Source organism: Streptomyces sp. JJ38, assembly GCF_019303475.1.
Lineage (GTDB): Bacteria > Actinomycetota > Actinomycetes > Streptomycetales > Streptomycetaceae > Streptomyces.
Genome location: NZ_JABLSI010000041.1, coordinates 1 through 17758, shown reverse-complemented (window position 1 = coordinate 17758; position 17758 = coordinate 1). Strand labels below are relative to the sequence as shown.

16 protein-coding genes are annotated in these 17758 nt (G+C 73.3%); 14 read left to right on the top strand and 2 right to left on the bottom strand.

Going from position 1 to position 17758, the window contains the following annotated elements:
- The first annotated feature begins 32 nt into the window (after positions 1-32).
- The 10 genes from HPT28_RS20510 to HPT28_RS20465 all read left to right on the top strand — a co-directional run bounded on the left by HPT28_RS20510 (position 33) and on the right by HPT28_RS20465 (position 11138).
- The gene (locus HPT28_RS20510) at positions 33-1328 is read left to right on the top strand and encodes an MFS transporter (protein WP_219092636.1); all 1296 of its coding nucleotides are present in this window, start codon (positions 33-35) and stop codon (positions 1326-1328) included.
- A 9-nt stretch (positions 1329-1337) separates the two neighbouring features.
- On the top strand, positions 1338-2699 hold the full coding sequence (gene pafA, locus HPT28_RS20505) for a Pup--protein ligase (protein WP_219092635.1): 1362 nt from the start codon (positions 1338-1340) through the stop codon (positions 2697-2699).
- 114 nt (positions 2700-2813) lie between these two features.
- Positions 2814-3818, top strand: coding sequence for an FKBP-type peptidyl-prolyl cis-trans isomerase (locus HPT28_RS20500; RefSeq protein ID WP_219092634.1), 1005 nt, complete (start codon positions 2814-2816; stop codon positions 3816-3818).
- Positions 3819-3865: 47 nt separating this feature from the next.
- Positions 3866-4240 (top strand): FKBP-type peptidyl-prolyl cis-trans isomerase, encoded by a 375-nt coding sequence (locus HPT28_RS20495; RefSeq protein ID WP_219092633.1) that lies wholly within the window; start codon positions 3866-3868, stop codon positions 4238-4240.
- Between the two features lie 184 nt (positions 4241-4424).
- A complete protein-coding gene (locus HPT28_RS20490; protein ID WP_219092632.1) occupies positions 4425-5378 on the top strand; it encodes a YafY family protein in 954 nt (317 codons plus the stop codon).
- A 13-nt stretch (positions 5379-5391) separates the two neighbouring features.
- Positions 5392-6351: a YafY family protein gene (locus HPT28_RS20485; protein WP_219092631.1), complete on the top strand. Its 960-nt coding sequence runs from the start codon at positions 5392-5394 to the stop codon at positions 6349-6351.
- Between the two features lie 84 nt (positions 6352-6435).
- Positions 6436-6639, top strand: coding sequence for a hypothetical protein (locus HPT28_RS20480; protein ID WP_219092630.1), 204 nt, complete (start codon positions 6436-6438; stop codon positions 6637-6639).
- A 193-nt stretch (positions 6640-6832) separates the two neighbouring features.
- Positions 6833-7120 carry a Sec-independent protein translocase subunit TatA gene (gene tatA / locus HPT28_RS20475; protein WP_219092629.1) on the top strand — a complete coding sequence of 96 codons (288 nt, stop codon included), beginning with the start codon at positions 6833-6835 and terminating at the stop codon, positions 7118-7120.
- Positions 7121-7251: 131 nt separating this feature from the next.
- On the top strand, positions 7252-8181 hold the full coding sequence (gene tatC / locus HPT28_RS20470) for a twin-arginine translocase subunit TatC (protein WP_219092628.1): 930 nt from the start codon (positions 7252-7254) through the stop codon (positions 8179-8181).
- Positions 8182-8324: 143 nt separating this feature from the next.
- Complete coding sequence (locus HPT28_RS20465; protein WP_219092627.1) at positions 8325-11138, top strand: RNA helicase; 2814 nt, start codon at positions 8325-8327, stop codon at positions 11136-11138.
- 67 nt (positions 11139-11205) lie between these two features.
- Here the strand turns inward: HPT28_RS20465 and HPT28_RS20460 are convergent, their stop codons facing one another.
- Positions 11206-12111, bottom strand: coding sequence for a 5'-3' exonuclease (locus HPT28_RS20460; RefSeq protein WP_219092677.1), 906 nt, complete (start codon positions 12109-12111; stop codon positions 11206-11208).
- Between the two features lie 87 nt (positions 12112-12198).
- Between HPT28_RS20460 and HPT28_RS20455 the strand changes: the two genes are divergently transcribed.
- The gene (locus tag HPT28_RS20455) at positions 12199-12954 is read left to right on the top strand and encodes a helical backbone metal receptor (protein WP_219092626.1); all 756 of its coding nucleotides are present in this window, start codon (positions 12199-12201) and stop codon (positions 12952-12954) included.
- On the opposite strand, the gene HPT28_RS20450 is transcribed toward HPT28_RS20455, so the two are convergent.
- The gene (locus HPT28_RS20450) at positions 12870-13691 is read right to left on the bottom strand and encodes a gamma-glutamyl-gamma-aminobutyrate hydrolase family protein (protein ID WP_219092625.1); all 822 of its coding nucleotides are present in this window, start codon (positions 13689-13691) and stop codon (positions 12870-12872) included. The genes HPT28_RS20455 and HPT28_RS20450 overlap by 85 nt on opposite strands.
- A 221-nt stretch (positions 13692-13912) precedes the next feature.
- Here HPT28_RS20450 and HPT28_RS20445 point away from each other — a divergent pair, with 221 nt between their 5' ends.
- Genes HPT28_RS20445 through HPT28_RS20435 form a run of 3 tightly spaced genes read left to right on the top strand, consistent with a single transcriptional unit; the run spans position 13913 to position 17465 of the window.
- Positions 13913-15280 carry a glutamine synthetase family protein gene (locus tag HPT28_RS20445; protein ID WP_219092624.1) on the top strand — a complete coding sequence of 456 codons (1368 nt, stop codon included), beginning with the start codon at positions 13913-13915 and terminating at the stop codon, positions 15278-15280.
- Positions 15281-15291: 11 nt separating this feature from the next.
- Complete coding sequence (locus tag HPT28_RS20440; RefSeq protein WP_308119402.1) at positions 15292-16671, top strand: aldehyde dehydrogenase family protein; 1380 nt, start codon at positions 15292-15294, stop codon at positions 16669-16671.
- Positions 16668-17465, top strand: coding sequence for a 3-oxoacyl-ACP reductase (locus tag HPT28_RS20435; protein ID WP_219092623.1), 798 nt, complete (start codon positions 16668-16670; stop codon positions 17463-17465). The genes HPT28_RS20440 and HPT28_RS20435 overlap by 4 nt, the downstream gene beginning before the upstream one ends.
- Positions 17466-17758: the final 293 nt, after the last annotated feature.

The window sequence follows — 17758 nt, the reverse complement described above, 5'->3', positions numbered from 1 at the left end:
ATCAGCGAGACACCAGCGAGAAGGAGCCGCCCATGGCGACGGGCTACGCCGAGCTGTTGCGCGCCAGACACGCGGTACGGCTGCTCACGGGAACGCTCGTCGGACGGCTGCCGAACGCCACGGCTCACATCGCCATCGTGCTCTTCTCCCGAGCCGAGGGAGCGAGCTACACCCTCGCCGGGGTGCTGGCCACCGTCTACGGGCTCGCCACCGCCGTCGGGCAGCCGCTCCTGGGCCGCGCCGTCGACCTGTACGGCCAGCTCCGGGTCATGCTGCCCGCCGCGGTGGTCTCGGCCCTCGGCATGGGCGCCTTCGCCGCCGTCGGCATCGAACCGTTGCCCGCCGCGCTCGCCGCCGTCCTCGTGGCCGGCGTGTTCACCCCGCCGCTGGAGGGCGGGCTGCGGGCGCTGTGGCCCAGCGTCCTGCGCGACCGGCGACGGGTGCACACGGCCTACGCGCTGGACTCGGTGGCCCAGGAGGTCATGTTCACCGTCGGGCCGCTCCTGGTGACGCTGGCGGTCGCGCTGTGGTCGGAGGCCGGTGCCCTGCTCGTCATCAACGCCATCGGGGTGCTCGGCGCCCTGTCCGTCGTCGTCTCCCCGCCCTCCCGCGCCTGGCGCAGCGAGCCCCGGGAGGCGCACTGGCTGGGCGCCCTGCGCTCGTCCGGCCTCCTCGCGCTGCTCGGCTCGTTCCTGTGCGTCGGCGTCTCGCTCGGCTCGATCACCGTGGCGGCCGTGGCCTACGCCGACGAGGTGGGCGGCGGCGACCTCGTCTACGCGCTGATCATGTCCGGCATCGGCTTCGGCGCGCTGGTGGGCGGCCTCGCCTACGGCGCCCGGCCCTGGCCCGGCAGCCCGGAGGGGCGGCTGCGCGCCCTGGCCGGCCTGCTGGCGCTGGGCTACCTGCCGCTGGCCCTGGTGCCGGGCCCGGTCGCGATGACCGTGCTCGCGTGCGTGGCCGGGCTCTTCCTCGCCCCGGCCCTGACCTGCGCCTTCGTCGTCGTCGACCGGCACGCGCCCAGCGGCACGGTCACCGAGGCGTTCTCCTGGCTGGTGACCGTCTTCGGGGTGGGCGCGGCGCTGGGGACGGCCGTCGTGGGACCGGCGATCGAGTGGGGCGGCTCCGCGGGCGGGTTCCTGGTCCCCGGGGCCGGCGGGCTGGCGGCCTTCGCGGTGCTGGCGCTCACCCGGCGGGCCCTGGAGGGGCCGGCGCGGGCGGTCCCGGGCCCGGCGGCCGGCGGCCCTCCGCCGTCACCCCAGGTGACCGGCGGGGAAAATGATCGGAACGGTGCGCCGGAACCCGGTTTCAGATCGGGGCATCAGGCGTAATGTTCACTCATGGATCGCCGAATCTTCGGGCTGGAGAACGAGTACGGCGTCACATGTACGTTCCGGGGTCAGCGGCGGCTGTCCCCTGACGAGGTGGCGCGGTACCTCTTCCGCCGTGTCGTGTCCTGGGGCCGCAGCAGCAACGTCTTCCTCCGCAACGGTGCCCGTCTCTACCTCGACGTGGGGTCGCACCCGGAGTACGCCACTCCGGAGTGCGACAGCGTGGTCGAGCTGGTCACCCACGACAAGGCGGGTGAGCGGATCCTCGAGGGGCTGCTCGTCGACGCCGAACGCCGCCTGCATGAGGAGGGCATCGCCGGCGACGTCTACCTGTTCAAGAACAACACCGACTCCGCCGGGAACTCCTACGGCTGCCACGAGAACTACCTCGTGGCCCGGCACGGGGAGTTCTCCCGCCTCGCGGACGTGCTGATCCCCTTCCTCGTCACGCGGCAGCTCGTCTGCGGTGCGGGCAAGGTGCTGCAGACGCCGCGCGGTGCCGTGTACTGCGTGAGCCAGCGTGCCGAGCACATCTGGGAGGGCGTCAGCTCGGCGACGACCCGCTCGCGCCCCATCATCAACACCCGCGACGAGCCGCACGCCGACGCCGAGCGGTACCGCAGGCTGCACGTCATCGTCGGCGACTCCAACATGTCCGAGACGACGATGCTGCTCAAGGTCGGCGCGACGGATCTGGTGCTGCGGATGATCGAGGCCGGCACCGTGATGCGGGACCTCACCCTGGAGAACCCGATCCGGGCCATCCGCGAGGTCAGCCACGACATCACCGGCCAGCGCAAGGTGCGCCTGGCCAGTGGCAGGGAGGCCTCGGCCCTGGAGATCCAGCAGGAGTACTTCGACAAGGCCGCCGACTTCTGCGACCGCCGGGGCATCCGCACCGGCCTGGTCGAACAGGTGCTGGAGCTGTGGGGGCGGGCCCTGGAGGCCGTCCGCACCCAGGAGCTGGACCGGGTCGACACCGAGATCGACTGGGTGATGAAGTACCGGCTCCTGGAGCGGTACCGGGCCAAGCACGACCTCACCATGTCCCACCCCCGGGTCGCCCAGATAGACCTCGCCTACCACGACATCCACCGCCGTCGCGGCCTCTACTACCTGCTGGAGCGCAAGGGGCAGGCCAAACGGGTGTGCGACGACCTCAAGATCTTCGAGGCCAAGTCGGTGCCCCCGCAGACCACCCGCGCCCGGCTCCGCGGCGACTTCATCCGCCGCGCGCAGGAGCAGCGGCGGGACTTCACGGTGGACTGGGTCCACCTCAAGCTGAACGACCAGGCCCAGCGCACCGTGCTGTGCAAGGACCCGTTCCGCGCGGTGGACGAGCGGGTGGAGAAGCTGATCGCCGGGATGTAGCCGACGAGTTCGTCCGGGCCGGGCCGGACCGCGCACACCACGGGTGCACGGTCCGGCCCGGCCCGTAGAGTGGCGCGCACTGGCATTCACCCCCCAACCCGAACGAGGTCCGACGTGCGCCGACGATCCGTACTGCTTGCCCTCCCTGCCGGTCTGCTCGCCCTCGCCGCCTGCGGTGACGACGGCGACGGAGGCGGCGGCGAGGCGGACAACGTGAGCCCCAGCCCCACCGACGGGACCCCGGAGCCGGCGCCCACCGGGAAGATCGTCGACGGCCCGCTCCCGGAGATCACCAAGGGCAAGAAGTTCGGCGAGAAGCCCACCGTGGCCAAGGGGTCCGGCGAGCCGTCCGCGGACATCGCCGTGCAGGTGCGCGTGGCCGGGTCCGGCGCCACCGTCGCCCAGGGCGACTACATGGAGTTCGACTACCTCGGCCAGATCTGGGACACCGCCAAGGTCTTCGACAACTCCTACGACCGCGGCAGGCCGGCCGTCTCCCAGATCGGCGTCGGCCGGCTCATCCCCGCCTGGGACCAGGTGCTCGTCGGCAAGAAGGTGGGCGACCGCGTCCAGCTCGCCATCCCGCCGGAGTTCGGCTACGGCGAGACCGGTCAGCAGCAGGCGGGCATCGAGGGCGACGACACGCTCGTCTTCGTCGTGGACGTCGTCCAGACGTACAACGGCAAGAGCTCCGCGCAGGGCACCGAGGTGGCCCAGGACAACGTGGACCTGCCGAAGGTCGGGACGAACACCGACGGCAAGGCGCCCTCCATCACGCTCCCCGAGGGCGCGGAGCCGCCGAAGGAGCTCGTGTCCACCTACGTCCTGGAGGGCGAGGGCCACGAGGTCGCCGAGACCGACGCGGTGCTCGTCCAGTACAAGGGCGTGCTGTGGGACGGCGGCAAGGAGTTCGACTCCACCTACACCCGCGAGGCGCTCGCGCAGTTCAGCCTCGACCGGGTCGTCGCCGGCTGGCGGCAGGGCCTGACCGGCAAGAAGACGGGCAGCAGGGTGCTGATCGTCGTCCCGCCGGACCTGGGTTACGGTGATCAGGGCACGGGCGACATCCCGGGCGGGGCCACGCTCGTCTTCAGCGTGGACATCCTCGCCACCGTCTGACGCCCCCCACTGGGCATCCGCCCGTCAATTTCTCAAGGAGCAGTTTCGTGAACATCGACAAGCCGGAGGTCGACTTCCCCGAGGGCGAGCCGCCGGCCGAGCTGGAGTCCGTCGACATCTGGGAGGGCGACGGCCCGGAGGCCAAGGCCGGGGACACCGTCTCCGTGCACTACGTGGGCGTCTCCTTCAGCACCGGTGAGGAGTTCGACGCCTCCTGGAACCGCGGCAAGCCGCTGCAGTTCCAGCTCGGCATCGGCCAGGTCATCCCCGGCTGGGACCAGGGTGTGCAGGGCATGAAGGTCGGCGGCCGCCGCCGGCTGACCATTCCGCCGCACCTCGCCTACGGCGAGCACGGCGCGGGCGGTGGCCGGATCGCCCCCAACGAGACGCTGATCTTCGTCTGCGACCTCGTCGCCGTCTGACCCCGCGTCCGAGCCAGGCGCTGACGCGGCGACAGAACGCCGCCGACGGCCGGTCCGTCCCCCGCCCCCGGGCGGGGAACGGACCGGCCGTCCGCCGTTCGGCCACCCGCCCGGCGGCGTTTGGCCTCCGCGCTCACGGAGCGGTACCGTCATCGATCGGGAGCGGGGTAGAGAGAGGGCGTCGATGGCCATTGCCAAGGCCGAGCGGCTGATGAACCTGGCGCTGTGCCTGCTGGGGACGCGCCGGCCGCTGACCAAGCGCGAGCTGCGGTCCACGATCGAGGCCTATCTGGAAGCCGCGAGCGACGAGGCCTTCAACCGCATGTTCGAGCGGGACAAGGACGACCTGCGGGAGCTCGGCCTGATCATCGACACCGTCGAGAACGTCGACGGCGACGCCGCCTACCAGGCCCGCCGCGACCTCAACCAGCTCCCGCCGATCACCCTCGACCCGGCCGAGGCCGCCGCCCTGGGGCTCGCCGCCCGGGTCTGGCAGCAGGCCCGGCTGGCCGGGGCCGCGAGCGGCGCGCTGCAGAAGCTGCGCGCCGCGGGGATGCCGCTCACCGAGGACGTCCACGGCACCTCCGGTGCCCTGGAGCCCCGCATCCCGGCGCAGGACGCCGCCTTCGAGCCGCTCATGCTGGCCTGCCGCGACCGCCGTCCGGTCGTCTTCCACTACCGCAAGGCCAGCGAGGCCCGCCCCGCGAAGCGGCAGGTCGAGCCGTGGATCCTGGAGTGCTGGCGCGGCCACTGGTACCTGGCCGGCTGGGACCGGGACCGGCGCGCGGAGCGTGTCTTCCGGCTCTCGCGGATCACCGGCCCCGTCCGCTCCCGGGCGGGCACGTACACCGCGCCGGTCCCCGACCAGGTCCGCGTCCGGGAGACCGTCGAGCGCTGGGCGGGGGAGAGCGCCACCGCCACCGCCCGCATCCGGCTCCGCCAGGGCTGCGGCTACCCGCTGCGCGCCCGGGCCACCGAGGCCCGGGACACCGGGGACGGCTGGGAGGAGCTGGAGATTCCCTACGGGCACGGGCTGGACGCCTGGCTCGCGGAGTTCGGCCCGGACGTCGTCGTCCTGGAGCCGGACGAGCTGCGGGCGGACGTCATCGACCGGCTGCGCGCCGTCGCCAAGGGCTGAGGAGAGCGACACCATGGCCACCAACGCCATCGACCAGACCCGGCGCATGCTCTCGCTGGTCACCTATCTGCGCGAGCGCCCCGGCGCCCGGGTGCCGGACGTCGCCCGCGCCTTCGGCATCACCTCCGACGAGCTGATCTCCGACCTCCAGGTGCTGCCCATGTGCGGCACCAGCTTCCGCGGCGGCGACCTGCTGGACATCGACACCGACGGTGAGCACATCTGGTGGCACAACGCCGAGGCCGTCGACTCCGGCGGCAAGCCGCTGCGCCTGGCGGCCGACGAGGCGACCGCGCTGCTGGTGGCCGCCCGCGCCGTCGCCACCCTGCCCGGGCTGCGCGAGGGCGACCGGCAGGCCCTGCTGCGGGCGACCGCCAAGCTGGAGGAGGCCGCGGGCGAGAACGCCCGGGCCAGCTCCCGTCTGACCGTCACCTTCGAGTCGGAGGGCGGCGTCTTCGCGGACGTCGACCGCGCTCTGGCCGAGCGACGCAGGCTGTGGCTGCGCTACTACTCCCCGGCCCGCGACGAGCTGACCGAGCGGGAGGTCGACCCGATCCGGCTCTTCGTCGTCGGCCGCACCTACCTGGAGGCCTGGTGCCGGCTCTCGGAGGCCCGCCGGACGTTCCGGCTGGACCGGGTGGCGGAGATCCGGCTGCTGGACCAGGCGGCCGACCCGCCCCCTGTGACGCCGCGCGACCTCTCGGAGGGCCTGGTGCAGCCGGCCGCCGAGGACCCGGAGGTCGTCGTCGAGGTGGGTCCGCGCGGCCGGTGGGTGGCGGAGTACTGGCCCCACGACAGCGCCGAGGAGCTGCCCGACGGCGGGCTGCGGATCACCCTGCGCACGCCGGACCCGGCCTCGCTGCGCCGGCTGGCTCTGCGGCTCGGTGCCGACGGGCGCATCGTCTCCCCGCCGGAGCTGGCCGACAGCGCCCGCGGGGCGGCCAGCGCCGCGCTGGCCGCCTACGGGGGCTGAGGGCCCCGGGACAGCGTGGGGGCACCGCCCGTGAGCGGGCCCGGGCCAGGCGCCGGCCGCCGGGGGTGCACTACGCTCGCCTCCATGCTCTGGCCCATGTTCTTCGTCGCGCTCGCCTTCTGCGGAACAGCCGTACTGGGGGTGCTCGCCGTCCGGGTGGCGGTCGAGGTCCGCAGGCTCTCGCGCGCCGTGGGTGACAGCGCGGAGCGGATCACGCGGGCCACCGAGGAGCTGGAACGGGCCGCGCTGCCGCTGGCCGCCCGCACCGGTTCCGTCCCGCCGCGCTGACCGGCCCCCGAGCCGCCGAGCCGGACCCTCGCCGGGGGCCGGGCGGCGAGCGAGCCGCAACCGGCCCGTCGCGCGGGCATTGCCGGGGGTTCACCCCCGAGCGTTACCATGGCTCTTCGGACGGTGTGGTGGCGTCACGAACGACCACCACACTGGCACGTAGTTGTGGCCTCGGCGGAAAAGGTAGGCACTCATGCCCGGTAATATCGGCGTCTGGCAGCTCCTGATCATCATTGGTCTGGTCGTGCTGCTGTTCGGTGCCAAGCGGCTCCCCGACACCGCCCGTGCCCTCGGCAAGTCGATGCGGATCCTCAAGAGCGAGGCTTCGCAGATGAAGAAGGACGGCGACAAGGGCGAGAAGGACAAGGACGCCGGCCGTGCCGAGTCCGCGGAGCCCGCCCCGCGCACCATCCAGGCCGCCCCCGGCGATGTCACCAGCTCCCGGCCCGTCGAGGAGCCCAGGCACACCCCGCAGAGCTGAGTACGCTCCGCGTCACACCTGGCCCGGCGCCGACGCGATGTCGGCCCGGCGTCTTCTCGACACCCCTCGACGAGGGACCGGTTCCGGCAGGCGAGCCCCCATGGCCGCTGCCCATGAGATGAGGACGTGGGTTGCTCAAGTCCGCCCGCAAGAAGGCACCCAAGGACCCCGAGGGGCGGATGCCTCTTGTCGAACACCTGCGCGAACTGCGTAATCGCCTCGTCAAGGCGCTCCTGGCCATCGTGCCGCTGATGATCGTGGCGATGTTCTTCGCCAAGGACATCGGCGAGTTCATCACCGATCCGGTGCCGGTCTGCGAGACGGAGGCCGAGGCGGCGGCCATGGACCGGCCCTGCCCGATCCTCGCGCAGACGGGCCTGACCTCGCCCTTCACCACCTACGTCAAGGTCTCGCTCATCGCCGCCCTGGTCGCCGCGGCGCCCGTGTGGCTGTACCAGATGTGGGCGTTCCTGGCGCCCGGTCTGCACCGGAACGAGAAGAAGTACGCCCTGTCGGTCGTCGCCGCGGGTACCCCGCTCTTCCTGACCGGTGCGTTCCTCGCGCACTGGATCCTGCCGCACGCCATCCCCGTCCTGCTGAACTTCAGCATGGACGGCACCATGAACATCATCACCGTCGACGACATGATCGACATCTCGGTGAAGCTCGTCGTGGCCTTCGGTCTCGCCTTCCAGCTGCCGCTGATCCTGATTCTGCTGAACATCGGCGGCGTTCTCACCGGGAAGCGCATGTTCGGTTGGTGGCGCGCGATGGTGCTCTGCATCTCGCTCTTCTCCGCCATGGTCACGCCCACCGACCCGCTCTCCATGATCGCCCTCGCGGCCCCGATCACCACCCTGTACTTCGCCGCCGTCGGCTTCTCCCTCCTCAACGACCGGCGCCGGGCGTCCCGGGACCGGGACGGGGAGCTCGCGGACGACGAGGCGTCCGAGCTCGACCTCACCCCCGAGCCGGTCACGGCCAGCTCCCTGCTGCCCGAGCAGTCCGACGGCGGGCCACGCGGCGGCGGGCCGCGCGGCGGCTTCGACGACGCCACCTGACGAGCACCGCCGGCGTGCCCGGGGCCGGACGCGCAGGCGCGGGCTGGCGCCGGGTGCGGGCCGGGTGCGGTGCGGCCGGGCCGGGTGCGGGCCGATGAAATGATCGCGCGCTGTCAGTGTCGGCCGGTAGGCTCGGAGACACGATGAGCGAGGACATGTCCCCTGCTGAGCGCTACGCCGCCGCGCGCCTGCGGGCCGCCGAGGAGGCCACCGCGCTCGCACCCTTCCGAGAGATGTACGACTTCGAGCTGGATCCGTTCCAGCTCGACGCCTGCCGGGCACTGGAGGCCGGCGAGGGTGTCCTGGTGGCCGCGCCCACCGGCTCCGGCAAGACGATCGTCGGCGAGTTCGCCGTCCACCTGGCCCTCACCCAGGGCCGCAAGTGCTTCTACACCACGCCGATCAAGGCGCTGTCCAACCAGAAGTTCTCGGACCTGGCGCGCCGGTACGGCGCTGACAAGGTCGGACTGCTCACCGGCGACAACAGCATCAACGCCGAGGCCCCGGTCGTCGTCATGACCACCGAGGTCCTCCGCAACATGCTCTACGCGGGTTCCCAGACGCTGCGGGGGCTCGGCTACGTGGTGATGGACGAGGTGCACTACCTCTCCGACCGCTTCCGCGGCGCGGTCTGGGAGGAGGTCATCATCCACCTCCCCGACTCGGTGACGCTGGTGTCCCTCTCGGCCACGGTCTCCAACGCCGAGGAGTTCGGGGACTGGCTCGACACCGTCCGCGGCGACACCCGGGTGATCGTCTCCGAGCACCGGCCGGTCCCGCTGTGGCAGCACGTGCTCGCCGGGCGCCGCCTCTACGACCTCTTCGAGGAGAAGTCCGGCAGACGGGCCGTCAACCCCGACCTCGTCCGCATGGTGCGGATGGAGAACAGCCGCCCGAACGGACTGCGCGACCGGCGTGGGCCCAAGCGGGAGGCCGACCGGGAGCGGGAGCGCCGCCAGCGCCGTCGGATCTGGATTCCCAGCCGTCCCGAGGTCATCGACAAGCTCGACGCCGAGGGCCTGCTGCCCGCCATCACGTTCATCTTCAGCCGGGCCGGCTGCGAGGCCGCCGTGCAGCAGTGCCTCGTCGCCGGTCTGCGGCTCAACGACGCCGCCGCCCAGGCCAGGGTGCGGCAGATCGTCGAGGAGCGCACCGCCGCCATCCCCGACGAGGACCTGCACGTCCTCGGGTACTTCGAGTGGCTGGAGGGCCTCCAGCGGGGCATCGCCGCCCACCACGCGGGCATGCTCCCCACCTTCAAGGAGGTCGTCGAGGAGCTGTTCGTCCAGGGCCTGGTCAAGGCGGTCTTCGCCACCGAGACGCTCGCGCTGGGCATCAACATGCCCGCCCGATCCGTGGTGCTGGAGAAGCTCGTCAAGTGGAACGGCGAGCAGCACGCCGACATCACCCCCGGCGAGTACACCCAGCTCACCGGGCGCGCCGGGCGGCGCGGCATCGACATCGAGGGCCACGCCGTGGTGCTGTGGCAACGCGGCATGGACCCGGAGGCCGTCGCCGGGCTCGCCGGGACGCGCACCTACCCGCTGCGCTCGTCCTTCAAGCCCTCGTACAACATGGCCGTCAACCTCGTCGAGCAGTTCGGGCGGCACCGTAGCCGCGAGCTGCTGGAGACGTCCTTCGCCCAGTTCCAGGCCGACCGCTCCGTGGTGGGCATCTCGCGCCAGGTCCAGCGCAACGAGGAGGGCCTGGAGGGCTACAAGGAGTCCATGACCTGCCACCTCGGGGACTTCGCCGAGTACGGGCGGCTGCGCCGGGAGCTCAAGGACCGCGAGACCGAGCTCGCCAAGCAGGGCGCCGCCCAGCGCCGGGCCCAGGCCTCCGCCGCCCTGGAGAAGCTGCGGCCGGGCGACATCATCCACGTGCCGACGGGCAAGTTCGCGGGGCTCGCGCTCGTGCTGGACCCCGGCGCGCCGGGCGGACGCACTCCCGGCCACCGGCAGTTCGACCACCACGACGGCCCGCGGCCCCTCGTCCTCACGGCACAGCGGCAGGTCAAGCGCCTGGCGGGGATGGACTTCCCCGTCCCGGTCGAGGCGCTGGACCGCATGCGCATTCCCAAGTCGTTCAACCCGCGCAGCCCGCAGTCGCGCCGGGATCTCGCCAGCGCCCTGCGCACCAGGGCCGGGGCGGCCGGGTACGACGGGAAGCCCTCGCACCGCCGAGGGCGGCAGCGCTCGGCCGCGCACGACGACGCCGAGATCAACCGGCTGCGCACCGCCATCCGCCGCCACCCCTGCCACGGCTGCGACGAGCGTGAGGACCACGCCCGCTGGGCCGAGCGCTACTACCGGCTCAAGCGGGACACCCGCCAGCTGGAGCGCCGCATCGAGGGCCGCACCAACACCATCGCCCGCACCTTCGACCGCGTCTACGCGCTGCTCTCGGACATGGAGTACCTGGACGGCGACAAGGTCACCGAGGACGGCAAGCGGCTGGCCCGGCTCTACGGCGAGCTGGACCTGCTGGCGGCCGAGTGCCTGCGGCAGAGCGTGTGGGAGGGGCTGCCGCCCTCCGAACTGGCCGCCTGCGCCTCGGCTCTGGTGTACGAGGCGCGCACGCCCGACGACGCCCTGCCGCCCACTCTGCCGGGCGGCCGCGCCAAGGCGGCGCTGGGGGAGATGGTCCGCATCTGGGGCCGGCTGGACGCCCTGGAGGAGCAGCACGCCGTCAGCCAGACCGAGGGGGTGGGCCAGCGCGAGCCCGACCTCGGCTTCGCCTGGCCCGCCTACCAGTGGGCCGAGGGGCACGGCCTCGACGCGGTGCTTCGCGAGGCGGACATGCCCGCGGGCGACTTCGTGCGCTGGTGCAAGCAGGTCATCGACGTCCTGGGGCAGCTCGCGGCCGCCGCGCCGGAGTCCTCCACCGTCCGGCGCAACGCCCGCAAGGCGGTGGACTCGATGCTGCGCGGCGTCGTCGCCTACTCCTCCGTGGGCTGACCGGCCGGGTCGCAGGCTGCGGGGGACGTACCTCCGCGGCCTGCGCTCCCCGCGCGCTCCGCCCCGCTCAGCGGGGCAGGACGGCCAGCAGCCGCTCCAGGGAGCCGCCCAGCCCCCAGCGCTCGGCCAGCTCCTCCAGCCGCTCCGGATCCCTCGGCCCGGCGGGCAGGGCGGCGTCGAACTCCGGCAGCGCGACGTCGTCCGCCACCCGCACCACCGTCGGGGCGACGGCGAGGTAGGGCATGGCCTCCTTCAGCTTCCGCCGCTGCGTGGGCGTCACGCCCGAGCGCGGGTCCTCGGCCGCCGCCAGGATGCCCGGGAGGTCCCCGTGTGCCGCGATCAGCCGGGCGGCCGTCTTCTCCCCGATGCCCGGCACGCCCGGCAGCCCGTCGCTCGGGTCGCCGCGCAGCAGCGCCAGGACCGCGTAACCGGGCCCGTCGACGCCGTACTTGTCGCGCAGGGCCGCCTCGTCGAACGCGGCGAGTGTGCCCATGCCCTTGACCGGGTACAGCACCCGCACGCCGCGGGCGTCGTCGATGAGCTGGAAGAGGTCCCGGTCGCCGGTGACGATGTCCACCGGGCCGCGGGCGCGGGCGGTGAGCGTGCCGATGACGTCGTCCGCCTCGTAACCGGCCGCTCCGGCGCGGGCGATGCCCAGCGCGTCCAGCACCTCCTCGATGACGGGGACCTGCGGTGCCAGCGTGTCCGGCACCACCTCCTCGTCCGGCTCGGCCGGATGCTCCTCGGCGACGCGGTGCGCCTTGTACGAGGGGATCAGCTCGACCCGCCAGGCGGGCCGCCAGTCCTCGTCCATGCAGGCCACCAGTTCGCCCGGAGCGTGGTCCCGTACCAGCCGGGCGATGAAGTCGAGCAGACCGCGCACGGCGTTCACCGGCGTGCCGTCAGGGGCCCTGACGGACTCGGGTACGCCGAAGTAGGCGCGGAAGTACAGGGATGCGGTGTCGAGGAGCATCAAACGTCGCGTGGTCACACCCCGATGATGCCCCAGCCCGCCGACAGCGCCCCTGACCCGGCGGCGCGCGGCTCGTAGGCTGGCCGCATGGAAGCCCCGCGCACGGACGTCACTCGAGTCGTCTCCCTCGTCCCCTCGCTCACCGAGGCGGTGGCGTACACCGCTCCGGGACTGCTCGTCGGTGCCACGGACTGGTGCACCCACCCCGAGGGGCTGGAGGTGGCGCGCGTCGGCGGCACGAAGAACCCGGACACCGCCCGGATCGCCGCCCTGGCACCGGACCTCGTCCTCGCCAACGAGGAGGAGAACCGGCCGGCCGACCTGGCGGAGCTGCGCCGGGCCGGGCTGCGGGTGCTGGTCACCGAGATCCGCGGCCTGGACCAGGGCTTCGGCGAGCTGGAGCGGGCGCTCGTCGACGGCTGCGGGCTGCCGCGCCCGGCCTGGCTGGACGACGCCCGGGCGGCCTGGCGGGACGCGCGGGACCGATGGGCCCGCGTGCGGCCCGTCCGGGCGATCGTGCCGATCTGGCGCAAACCGTGGATGGTGCTCGGGCGCGACACCTTCGCCGGGGACGTGCTGGCCGCGCTCGGCGTGGAGCACGTCCACGCCGCCCACCCCGAGCGCTACCCGCGCCTTCCGCTCGCCGAACTCGTCGCGGAGGACGCCGATCTGGTGGTCCTGCCAGACGAGCCCTACCGCTTCACCGCCACGGACGGGCCGGAGTGCTTCCCGCAGCCCGCCGCCCTGGTGAGCGGCCGTCACCTCACCTGGTACGGCCCGTCGCTGACCGAGGCGCCCGCTGTGCTCGAGGCCGCGCTCAGGGAGGCGCTCGGCCGACGGTGACCCCCGTGGCCGGCGCGGGCCTCGCGCCCTCTCGCGGCGGCTTCGACGAACGCGGCCACGACCCGATGGCACACGCCTGCCTCGGCATGCCACTGCACGCCCAGCACGAACGGGCTCGCGGAGGCGGCAGAGTCCGCCGCCGGGTCGGCCTCCGCCGCCTCCACCAGTCCGTCGGCGGCGAGGGCGCAGGCGACCAGCCCCTCCCCGAGCCGGTCGACGGCCTGGTGGTGGCAGGAGGGCACCGTCACCGGGCCGCCGAGCAGGGAGTGCAGCAGGGTGCCGGGGACCGGCGTCACCGGGTGGTCGAGGAACGTCCCCGGGGCGCCACGGTGCCCGTCCACGTGCTGGAGCAGCGTGCCGCCGAGCGCGACGTTGAGGATCTGCAGGCCCCGGCAGACCCCGAGCACGGGCAGGCCCCGCTCCAGCGCCGCCGCGACGAGGGCCAGCTCGAAGGCGTCCCGGCCGGGCTCGACCGGGCCGGTGCGCGGGTCGGGTGCGGCGCCGTAGCCCGCCGGGTCGAGGTCGGCGCCGCCGGAGACGACCAGGCCGTCCAGCCGGGCCACGGCCGCCCTGGCCGCCCCCAGAGCGGGGTCGGGCGGCAGCAGCACCGCGAGGCCGCCGACCCGCTGCACCATCCGGTGGTAGTCGGCGGGCAGCAGGGCCGCGGGCAGATCCCAGGAGCTCCAGCGGGCCGAGTCCACCAGATAGGTGCTCAGCCCGATCAGCGGTCCGGTCACCGTCCACCTCCCGGGGCGCGTCGCGTCCGAGGCCGATCATGCACCATCGGTCGGAAGCATCCGGCCCGACACGGCTCCGGCACACCACGTCGGCCGGTTCACGGCCTGAACCGGTCCATCCGGCTCACTCGTTCGGCGGTGCGTCCTCGCGGCCCGCTTCCCGGACGTGAGCTTCCTCACTACCTTATGGCTTCCGATGGCTCTGACAGGAGGCCCGTCACGTGGCAGACCACCCGACCCCGCTCTCCGTCGGAGAACTCCGGGGCCTCGTGGACACCGGTGACATCGACACCGTGGTCCTGGCGTTCACCGACATGCAGGGCAGACTCCAGGGCAAACGCTTCGCGGCGCGTTACTTCCTGGACGAGGTCCTGCACCACGGCACCGAGGCGTGCGCCTACCTGCTCGCCGTGGACGCCGACATGAACACCGTCGACGGATACGCGCTGGCCTCCTGGGACAACGGCTACGGCGACTTCGCCCTGCGCGGCGACACGGCCACCCTGCGCCGCGTCCCCTGGCACCCCGGCAGCGCCCTGATGACCGCCGACGTCACCTGGCACGACGGCTCGCCGGTGCCCGCCTCCCCGCGGCAGATCCTCCGCCGCCAGCTCGACCGGCTCGCCGAGCGTGGCTGGACCGCCCGGGCGGGCACCGAGCTGGAGTTCATCCTCTTCCGCGACACCTACGCCCAGGCGTGGGACAGCGGCTACCGCGGCCTCACGCCCGCCAGCCGGTACAACGTCGACTACTCGCTCCTCGGCACCGGCTTCGTCGAACCGCTCCTGCGCCGCATCCGCAACGAGATGGGCGCGGCGGGGCTCGCCGTCGAGTCCGCCAAGGGCGAGTGCAATCTCGGACAGTACGAGATCGTCTTCCGGCACGCCGACGCGCTCACGACCTGCGACCAGCACGTCCTGTACAAGACCGGGGCCAAGGAGATCGCGGCCCAGGAGGGCTGCTCGCTCACCTTCATGGCCAAGTACGACGCGCGCGAGGGCAACTCCTGCCACGTCCACCTCTCCCTGCGCGACCGCGATGGCCTGCCCGTCCTCGCCGACCACCACGCCCCGCACGGCATGTCCGCCCTCATGCGGCACTTCCTGGCCGGGCAGCTCGCCGCCCTGCGGGAGTTCACCCTCCTCTACGCGCCCGGCGTCAACTCCTACAAGCGTTTCCGCCCCGGCTCCTTCGCGCCCACGGCCGTCGCCTGGGGGCCCGACAACCGCACCTGCGCGCTGCGTGTCGTCGGACAGGGCACCGGGCACCGGCTGGAGAACCGGCTGCCGGGCGGTGACGTCAACCCGTATCTGGCGCTGGCCGGCATGATCGCCGCCGGGCTGCACGGCGTCGACCTGGAGCTGGAACCGCCCGAGCCATGCACCGGCAACGCCTACGCGGGCGCACTGCCGCACGTCCCCGCCACGCTGCGCGAGGCCGCCGAGCTGTGGGACGGGAGCGAGCTGGCCCGCACCGCCTTCGGCGACGAGGTCGTGGACCACTACGCCCACACGGCCCGCGTCGAACAGGACGCCTACGACACCGCCGTCACCGACTGGGAGCGCTACCGCTCCTTCGAGCGCCTGTGAGGACGCCGCCCGTGACCGCCGAGCCAACCGCACACCAGGTGATCAACCCGGCCACGGAAGAGGTGATCGCCACCGTCCCCGTCACCACCGTGGCCGAGGTCGACGCCGCCGTGCGCCGGGCCGAAGCCGCCCAGCGCCGCTGGGCGGCCCTCCCCCCGGGGGACCGGGCCCGGCTCCTGCGCCGCTTCGCCACCGTCGTCGACGAGCACCTGGAGGAGCTGGCCCGCCTCGAGGTCGCCGAGGCCGGCCACCCCGTGACGGGCGCCCGTGGGGAGGCCGGCAACGTCCGCGACGTGCTCGACTACGCCGCCGGGGGAGTGGAACGCCTGACGGGGCACCAGATCCCGGTGGCCGGAGGCGTCAACCTCACCTTCCACGAGCCACTGGGCGTCGTCGCCGTGATCGCCCCCTGGAACTTCCCCCTCCCCGTCGCCGCGTGGAGCACCGCGCCCGCGCTCGCGGCCGCGAACGCCGTCCTGCTCAAACCGGCCGAGGCCACACCGCTCACCGCGCTGCGGCTCGCCGAACTCGCCCTGGAGGCCGGGCTGCCCGAGGGCCTCCTCCAGACACTGCCGGGCTCCGGGCCCGGCACCGGACGGGCCCTCGTGGAGCACCCCGGTGTCGCGAAGGTCGCCTTCACCGGCTCCACCGCCACCGGCCGCGACGTCATGGCCCGCTGCGCCGGGCAGGTCAAGCCGGTGACCCTCGAACTGGGCGGCAAGAGCCCGAACATCGTCTTCGCCGACGCCGACCTCGAACGCGCCGCAGCGGCCGCCCCCGCCTCGTTCCTCGACAACACCGGCCAGGACTGTTGCGCCCGCAGCCGCATCCTCGTCCAGGCCGCCGTCCTCGACCGGTTCCTGGCCCTCCTCGAACCCGCCGTCCAGGGCTTCACCTGCGGTGACCCCGCCGACCCCGGCACCGCGATGGGCCCGCTGATCTCCGCCGCCCACCGCGAACGCGTCCGCTCCTTCGTCACCGAGCAGGCGCCCGCGGCCATCCGCGGCAGCGTGCCCCAGGGCAAGGGCTTCTGGTACCCGGCCACCGTCCTGCACGCCGAACCGGGCGAACGCGTCGCCGTCGAGGAGGTGTTCGGTCCCGTCGCCGTCGTCCTGCCCTTCACAGACGAGGAGGACGCGGTGCGCTTGGCCAACGCCACCCCCTACGGCCTCTCCGGCTCGATCTGGACCCGGGACGGCGCCCGCGCCCTGCGCATGGCCCGGGCCGTCGCCGCCGGAAACCTCTCCGTCAACTCGCACGCCAGCGTCCGGTACTGGACCCCCTTCGGCGGCTACCGGCAGTCGGGGCTCGGGCGCGAGCTCGGCCCGGAGGCCCTGGAAGCGTTCACCGAGACGAAGAACGTCTACCTCAGCACGGAGGAGCAGCAGTGAGCGAAGCAGCAGCGCAGCCGCGGACGGTGTGCCGCAGGCTCGTGGGCCGCACCGCGGTCGTCACCGGGGCCGGCAGCGGCATCGGGCTGGCCACCGCCCGGCGGCTGGCCTCCGAGGGCGCCCACGTGGTGTGCGCCGACATCGACGCCGAACGGGGCAAGGCGGCCGCCGAGGAGCTTGACGGCCTCTTCGTGGCCACCGACGTCACCGACCCCGGGCAGGTCGCCGCCCTCTTCGCCGCCGCGCACGACACCTACGGCTCGGTCGACGTCGCCTTCAACAACGCGGGCATCTCGCCGCCCGAGGACGACTCCATCCTCACCACCGGACTCGACGCCTGGCGCCGCGTCCAGGAGACGAACCTCACCTCGGTGTACCTGTGCTGCCAGCACGTCATCCCCTACATGCGGCGGCAGCGCCGCGGCTCCGTCATCAACACCGCCTCCTTCGTGGCCAGGCTGGGGGCGGCCACCTCGCAGATCAGCTACACCGCGTCCAAGGGCGGTGTGCTGGCCATGTCCCGGGAGCTGGGCGTGCAGTTCGCCCGGGAGGGTATCCGGGTCAACGCCCTGTGCCCCGGGCCCGTCAACACCCCCTTGCTGAAAGAGCTGTTCGCGAAGGACCCCGAGCGCGCCGAGCGCCGGCTGGTCCACGTCCCGCCCGGCCGGTTCGCCGAACCCGAGGAGATCGCCGCCGCGGTGGCCTTTCTGGCCAGCGATGACGCGTCCTTCGTCAACGCCGCCGAGTTCCTCGTCGACGGCGGCATCGCCGGCGCCTACGTCACGCCCCTGTAGCCCCCCTGACGGCGTGGTGGCGACCGCCCCGCGGCCGTCTCGACCAGCGACGGCGGGTTGCCGCACCCACGGGAACGCCCCGTAGAGTGACGCACACACCAATGACCGACGTGTCCGTGGGCCGGCGCCCGTGGACGAGACGGCCGACCCGCTCACCGGGGCGGCACGCGGAGCGCCAGGGGGGTACCGGTGAGCACCGAGGCGGATCCGGCGAGCGCACCGCCGCCGCTGCGCCCCCAGCGTCCGCCGGCCCCGCCGCGCCCGCCCGGGCCGCCGCGCCCCGCCGTCCCCCC